The organism is Amycolatopsis alkalitolerans, from assembly GCF_006152065.1.
GTDB classification, from domain to species: Bacteria; Actinomycetota; Actinomycetes; order Mycobacteriales; family Pseudonocardiaceae; genus Amycolatopsis_E; species Amycolatopsis_E alkalitolerans.
On sequence record NZ_VDFW01000040.1, the window covers coordinates 49,565 to 56,702 of the forward strand.

Below are 7,138 nucleotides of genomic sequence, written 5' to 3' on the forward strand. Positions count from 1 at the left end.
AACAGTCAGGATACGGGGAGACGCAGCTCACGGGCCGCGAGGCCGAGGATCCCGAGTGCTGCCGCGAGCACGTACGCGTTGCCGAGGACCGACCAGCCGAGGCCCCAGGTGAACTCCGTGTCCCCGCCGTTGGGCACCAGCATCACGACACAGCTCGCGAAGAGCACCACCACCGCCGCGGTCCAGACCCACTGCCGCTTCGCGACCAGAAGCGCGATCAGCGGCACGACCCACACCCAGTGGTGCGACCAGGAAACCGGCGAAGCGAGCAGGCCGAGGAACGCGGTCACCAGCAACGCGGCCAGTTCCTCGCCACGCCGGTGCAGCCTTCGCACGAGCCACACCGCGGGCACCGCCAGCACCGCCGCGATCAGCAACGCGGCCTTCGTCGACCACGGCGCGTCGTGTGCCGCCCGGTGGAGCAGGCCGGACAGCGACTGGTTGAAGATCCAGTGCACCCCGCCGATACGGGCCGGATCGAACACCTCACGCGTCCAGTACTGCACCGCGTCGCCCGGCATCAGCACGAACATCACGGCCTGCAGCAGGACGAACGTGCCCAGCGCGCGCAGCCCGTCGCGCCACCGACCGACCACGAACAGATGCGCGACGAAGATCAACGGCGTCAGCTTCACCGCCGCCGCGATGCCCACCAGCACACCGGACCACCGCGGCCTGGCCAGCACGTCCACCACGACCAGCGCGAGCAGGACCAGGTTGATCTGCCCCAGGAACAACGTCTTCCACACCGGTTCGAGCGCGAGCGCGGCCACGGTCAGACCGGCGACGGCGAGCCACCGCGACGGCCGAAGGCACACGTACAGGACAACGGCCAGCGAAATCACCGAGGCCGTCGACACGATGCCCCAGGACAGCCCCGCGGGCAGCGCGGCGAGCGGCACGAACAGCAGCGCGGCGGCGGGCGGGTAGGTGAACGGCAGCGCGACCCAGGACGGCAGGGCCGTCAGCCGCTCCAGGGTGTAGAGCCGATCGCCGTGCAGGAAGGTCAGCGCGCCGGCCCGGTACACGGCGCTGTCCGCGCCCAGCCGCCAGCCCGCGAGCCAGCCGCGGAAGCCCAGCGCGAGCGCGCCCGCGGCGAGCAGGACGATCAGCGCGCGGCCGGGATCAGCGTGCAGCCGGGTCGACACGGCGATACCGTGACCAGGCCCAGCGCGCGACCAGTACGGCGGCGAGCACGAGCGGCATCAGGATATAGGCGTTGCCCAGCACGCCCTGCCAGAACTTCCAGTGCAGTTCGATATTGCGGCCGTTGGGCAGCAACAGCAGCACGCACGAGATGAACACCGCGATCACCGCGCCGGTACCGAGCCAGCGGCGCCAGGCGGTCGCGGGCGTGCTCTGCGGCAGCCGCGCGATGAGGAGCACGATCAGCGGCACCACCCACACCCAGTGGTGCGACCACGAGATCGGCGAGGCCAGCAGCCCGAAGAACGCGGTGACCAGCAGCGCGGGCAGCGCCTGGCCACGCCGGTGGAAGCGCAGCATCAGCCAGATCGCCGGGATCGCGAGGACCGCGCTGAGCCCCAGCGCCGCGTTGGACGCCCATGGCGCGAGGTCGGTGACCCGGTTCAGCAGGCCGTTGAGCGACTGGTTGCCCGCCCACAGCACCGGCCCGATCCGGCTGGTGTCGTAGATCGTCGTGGTCCAGTAGCGGATCGTGTCGCCCGGGATCAGCAGCAGCATGAGCGCCTGCAGTCCGAAGAAGGTGAGCAGCGCGCGCACGGCGTCGGCGCGTTTGCCGGTGAGGAACAGGTGCACCACGAAGACCAGCGGCGTCAGCTTCACCGCCGCCGCGACGCCGACCATGATCCCCCCGACGGGGACGCCGCGCGCGGTCACGACGAGGACGTCGAGCACCACGAGCGCCATCAGCACCAGGTTGATCTGGCCGAGGAAGATGGTGCGCCACACCGGCTCCAGGACCACCAGCACGACGGAGAACACGAGCGTCGCGCGCGCGGGTGAGGACCACCAGCGCGGTCCGGCGACCGGTTTGGGCAGCGAACCGATCGCCACCCGGATGACCAGCGCCATCGCCAGCACCGACACGGCGGTCAGCACACCCCATGCGACCTGCGTCGGCAGTATCGCGAGCGGCACGAACAGCAGCGCGGCCGTCGGTGGGTAGGTGAAGGGCAGCAGCGCCCACCACGGCTCGGGCGCCAGCGTGCTGGACTCGTAGAGCGGCTGACCGTGCAGCAGCGTGAGAGCGCCCGCGCGATACACCGCGCTGTCCACGCCCAGCCGCCAGTCCAGGATCCAGGCGACGACCCCGATCAGGATGGCCATCGCGGGCCCGGCGGCGAGCAGCGTCATCGACCGCGGCCGCATCGACAGGCGGGCGAGCGACGTGCGCAGCGCCAAACGTGGTGACGGGCGCTCCAGCGTCTCGCTGCCGGCTGCGGGCACTGACTGGGTCACCCCTTCAGGAAATCACGAATCGGCAGCTGCCGGCGCACAAGCCCCAGGTTGGCGTCGCCGAACCGGGCGCGAAGGTCAAGAACGGGCGAGCCGGTGCAGCAGCTCGCAGGCCGCGTGGTGGGTTCCGGGCAGCCGCACCAGCCGGATCCGTGGCCCCGCCATGCCGTCCAGCTGGCTGTCGACGCTCAACCGCTCGTGCAGCGCGCGACGCAGATGGATCGCCCTCGAGGTGATCTGGCCGTCCCGGGGCAGTACCGCGACGAGCGTGGACGGGCCGAGCGAAGCGATGGTCTCGCCGCCGTCGAGGACCGCGCGCAACGCCTCCGCGAGCAGGATCATCCCGGTGGCCCGGTGCCAGCCGGCCACAGTGGACAGGTCGAGCCCGACCACGAGCAGGGTGTAGTCCTCGCCCACCGCCCGCTCGCCGGCCGCGGCCTCGCGGTAGATCTCGTCGAGCCGGGTGCGCAGGTACGCGGCGGTCGGCAGTCCGGTGAGCGGGTCCACGACCTCCAGATGCGCGAGCTGGTCCATCGCGACGTCGGCCCACGCGAGTGCCGTCACCCTGAGCATCCGGGAGGGGAGGGCGTCGACATCCGGTGAGACGAATCCGTCCTCCGCGTCGGGGTCGCTGAGCACGGCGTGTAACGCCGCGAGATCGGTCAGGACCTCGGCGAGCCCGGCGCCAGCGGCCGCCCTCGCCCTGGCGAGCCCGGCCAGCGGGACCTCCGTCGCGCCGCCGCGGATCGCCGCCGCGCACACCGCGTCCACCTCGGGCAGCGCCCAGTCGCTCGGGAAGCGCCACCCCGAGGCAAGGCTCGCCGTGCGCCATTTCGCGCGGAGCTCGCGCAGGCTGCGATCGGTCTCCGGGGCGGTCAGCGCACCGCGCGGCCTCCAGCTCCCCCGCCGGGGCTCGTCCCCGCCGCTGGCCGGTACATCCACTCGCGACCGTCCTTTCGCTCCCGTCCTGGCATCGAGGTGACGCCGCAAGCCCGCCGCTGTGACGGGATTTCCGGTGATCTCGTTGCACCCTTGGTGTCATCCGCGACCCCGGAGCGTGACCTGCGTGACAACGTCCGTCACACTGATCGGTGCGCGACGTCAGGATTGATAGGCGGAGCGGGGGCCGCCGTTACAAATGCCTGGACAGAAGGAGACCAGTGTCCACCGTTCCTGCGGATTTCGACGACAAGAGTGACGCCGAACTGATCGCCGCGGTCCGCAGCGGGAATCTGGCCGCGTACGGCACCCTCTACGAACGCCACGTCGGTGCCGCCTACAACCTCGCTCGCCAGCTTGCCCGCTCGAAGGCGGAGTCCGACGACCTGGTCTCCGACGCGTTCGCCAAGGTGCTCGACACGCTGCGCGCCGGCAAGGGCCCGGACACCGCGTTCCGCGCGTACCTGCTGACCGCGCTGCGGCATACGGCCTACGACAAGACGCGCAAGGACAAGCGTCTCGACCTCAACGACGACATGACCACGCTGAGCGGGGCCGGCGGAGCCGCGACAGAGGCGCTGACCGTGCCGTTCTCCGACACCGCCGTCGCGGGCCTCGAGCGCACGATGGCCGCGAAGGCGTACGCCCGGCTGCCCGAGCGGTGGCAGGCCGTGCTGTGGCACACCGAGATCGAAGGGCAGACCCCGGCCGAGGTCGCGCCGCTGCTGGGCCTGACCCCCAACGGCGTGTCGGCCCTGGCCTACCGCGCGCGTGAGGGGCTGCGGCAGGCGTACCTGCAGGTGCACCTCGCCGAGACCTCCACGGAACGGTGCCGTGCCACCGCGGACCGGCTCGGCGCCTGGACGCGCGACGGTCTGTCCAAACGCGAGCGTGCCCAGGTCGAGACCCATCTCGACGAATGCGACCGGTGCCGGGCCCTGGCTGCGGAACTCGCCGACGTCAACGGCGCGCTGCGCGCCGTCGTCGCCCCGATCGTGCTCGGCGGCGCGGTGTTCGCCTACCTCGCGGCCTCGGGCGCCAAGGCGTCCGCCGCGACGGCGACGGTGGCCGCCGCGTCGGCCGGCTCGGCGGGTGGGGCCGCGAGTGCCGCGGCCGCCGGTCCCCGGCAGTTCCTCGGTGTCGCCGCCTCCGGGGTGGCGATCGCCGCCGCGGTCGCCGTGGCGCTCACCGCCGGCGGGGGCAACCAGCAGATCCCGTCGGCCGCCGCGCAGCCGGCTCCCCCGCCCGCGGTGGTCGCACCACCGGCGCAGCCGGCACCACCACCGGCCCCCGCGGTCGTCCCGCCCCCGGCGCCGAACCCGCCTGCGCCGACGCCTGCCCCGCAGCCGCCGCCCCCACCTGCGCCGGCGCCGCCGCACCTGACCGCGCAGGCGCCGCCCGGTGGGGTCGAACTCGACCCGAACTCCGGCACCCCGGTCGAGCTGCCGATCACGGTGCGCAATGACGGCGGCAGCGTGTCGGATCCCGTTTCGGCGACGCTCACCCTGCCCAACGGCGTCCAGGCGGTCGGCCCCGGCGGTGGCGGCGGCACGGTCGGCAGCCGCGGTTTCGCCGTGCAGGCCCAGGATCAGAGCGGTCCCCTGAACGTCGACTGCCCGTCGGGCACCGGCTCGGTCACCTGTTCCACCGCCCGCGGGCTGCAGCCCGGCGAGACAGCCGTACTGACGTTCCGGCTGCTCGCCGATTCCGACGCCCAGCCGGGCGAGGTCACCGGCACCGTCTCGGCTGGGTCGGCGATCAGGGTCGCCGTCTCCGTCCCGGTCGAGGTCAAGCCACAGCCCGCGGACGGGGTGAGCCTGGCGGTCGAAGCAAGCTGGAACGCGCCGTGGCCCTGGGAGCATCCGTCCTGGGTGAGCGTGGACGTCACGAACACCGGTGAGAGCACGAAGCCCGCGACCGTGACGATCGACCAGCGGGCCCAGGTCGCGCCCGGCCCGCGGGCGAGTTGCACCTCCGGTCCGACCACCACCTGCACGAGCAACGAGCCGCTGGCGCCGGGGGATCATCTGAAGCTGTGGTTCTGGCTCGAATCGTTCCCGTACGACGATCAGCCGGTCACCGTGACGGCCACGCTCGGGAAGGCGTCGCAGTCGAAGACGGTCGAATGCGGCTGCTGGGGCTGGGACAACCCGCTCTGCCAGCCGGTCGCGCCGACGCCGGGCGTGCAGCCGACGAGCACGCCCCCGGCCTCGACGCCGGTTGCGCCTTTGCCGCTGCCGCACGAAACGACGACGACCACCACGACGACCACGGCGACGACGACCACGACGTCTTCGACGCCGGACGAGACCACCACGTCGAGCACCACCACCACCACGACGACCACGACACCGGCCGAACCGTCGAAGCACCGGCCGTGGTGGTGGCTGCCGTGGATCCCGTGGTGATCGGCCGGAGTACGCTCCGGCATCATGACCGCCATCGACACGGTTCTCGGGGTGCTGCCCCGGCCCGTGCGCGCACTGCTGATCAAGCACCGTGAGCTGTTGAAGTTCGCGGTGGTCGGCGGGGTGTCCTTCATCCTGACCAACGTCGTGAACTACACGCTGAAGTTCACGATCCTGCGCGGGAATCCGGTCACGGCCCTGATCCTGGCCGTGCTGGTGGCGACCATCGTGTCGTACGTGCTTTCGCGGGAATGGTCGTTCCGTACCCGCGGCGGCCGGGAACGCCAGCACGAGGCGGCGCTGTTCTTCCTGATCAGCGGGATCGCGGTCGGGCTCAACTCGCTGCCGCTCGCGATCTCGCGGTATGTGCTGAACCTGCAGACCCCGCATGTCGGGCTGCTGACGCAGGAGATCGCGGACTACTTCAGCGGGATGATTCTCGGCACGCTCATCGCGATGGTCTTCCGCTGGTGGGCGTTCAAGAAATGGGTGTTCCCGCAAGCCGGCGCGCGGCCGCGGGTGGTGCGCGCTCAGAGCGTGGACCACGGCGAACAGGGCAGGCGCGCCGCCTGAGAGCCGGCACCGTTCGCGAACTCCGTACACTGCGGTTCGTGACCGTTGTCGAAAGCGTGCTTTCGCACACCCCGGAACCGTTGCGCTCGGTGCTGATCAAACATCGGGAACTGTTGAAATTCGGCATCGTCGGTGGCACCACGTTCGTGGTCGACAACGGGGTGTGGTACCTGCTCAAACTCAGCGTGCTCGAGGACAAACCGACCACGGCCAAGGCGATCGCGATCATCGTCGCGACCATCGTCTCGTACGTCCTCAACCGCGAATGGTCCTTCCGCACCCGGGGTGGCCGGGAGCGCCACCACGAGGCGGCGCTGTTCTTCGTGATCAGCGGGCTCGCCGTGGTGGTGAACCTGATCCCGCTGTACCTGTCGCGCTACGCGTTCCACCTCGAGATGCCGTATGTCGCCCGGTGGGCGCAGGAGTCGGCCGACTTCATCAGCGGGTCCATCATCGGCATGCTGCTGGCGATGGTGTTCCGGTTCTGGGGCTTCAAGAAGTGGGTGTTCCCGGACGACCTCGGCAAGCGCCGCCGCGATCTGGTGAAGGTCATCCCGCAGGAGGGCGCCGAGGTCAAGGAACTGCGCCCCCGCCGCTGAGCGTCGAACTCGCCGACCCGAACGTCCAACTCGCCGACCCGACCGTCCAACTCGCCGCCCTGAACGTCCAACTCGGCGCCCCGAACGTCCAACTCGGCGGGTTAGCGGCAATGCCGCGTAGTTAGGGCTTGCGAGTTGATGTCAAGTGGGTCTGTGTGGCGCCTGCGTGTCTGACAATGA

At 71.0% G+C, this 7,138-nt stretch carries 6 protein-coding genes; 3 read left to right on the forward strand and 3 right to left on the reverse strand.

All coding sequences use genetic code 11. The features are described from left to right. Window positions 1–5 precede the first annotated feature (5 nt). The 3 genes from FG385_RS30240 to FG385_RS30250 form a co-directional block, all read right to left on the reverse strand. Complete coding sequence (locus FG385_RS30240) at window positions 6–1,148, reverse strand: glycosyltransferase 87 family protein (protein ID WP_139100213.1); 1,143 nt, start codon at window positions 1,146–1,148, stop codon at window positions 6–8. Further along, window positions 1,126–2,442: a glycosyltransferase 87 family protein gene (locus FG385_RS30245; protein WP_235022880.1), complete on the reverse strand. Its 1,317-nt coding sequence runs from the start codon at window positions 2,440–2,442 to the stop codon at window positions 1,126–1,128. Before FG385_RS30245 ends, FG385_RS30240 begins: the two co-directional genes overlap by 23 nt. Window positions 2,443–2,517: 75 nt before the next feature. Next, a complete protein-coding gene (locus tag FG385_RS30250; protein WP_407645571.1) occupies window positions 2,518–3,381 on the reverse strand; it encodes a GGDEF domain-containing protein in 864 nt (287 codons plus the stop codon). A 218-nt stretch (window positions 3,382–3,599) separates the two neighbouring features. On the opposite strand from FG385_RS30250, the gene FG385_RS30255 reads away from it, so the two are divergent. From FG385_RS30255 to FG385_RS30265, 3 genes are read left to right on the forward strand one after another with little or no spacing between them, the layout of a single operon-like run. Beyond that, window positions 3,600–5,786: a sigma-70 family RNA polymerase sigma factor gene (locus FG385_RS30255; RefSeq protein ID WP_139100214.1), complete on the forward strand. Its 2,187-nt coding sequence runs from the start codon at window positions 3,600–3,602 to the stop codon at window positions 5,784–5,786. A gap of 24 nt (window positions 5,787–5,810) precedes the next feature. Further along, complete coding sequence (locus FG385_RS30260; RefSeq protein ID WP_139100215.1) at window positions 5,811–6,359, forward strand: GtrA family protein; 549 nt, start codon at window positions 5,811–5,813, stop codon at window positions 6,357–6,359. A 38-nt stretch (window positions 6,360–6,397) separates the two neighbouring features. Continuing rightward, window positions 6,398–6,958, forward strand: coding sequence for a GtrA family protein (locus FG385_RS30265; protein ID WP_139100216.1), 561 nt, complete (start codon window positions 6,398–6,400; stop codon window positions 6,956–6,958). Window positions 6,959–7,138 lie beyond the last annotated feature (180 nt).

Excerpts from the sequence above, each read along its gene's own strand:
- FG385_RS30260 (WP_139100215.1), top strand. The coding sequence starts at position 5,811 with ATGACCGCCATCGACACGGTTCTCGGGGTGCTGCCCCGGCCCGTGCGC.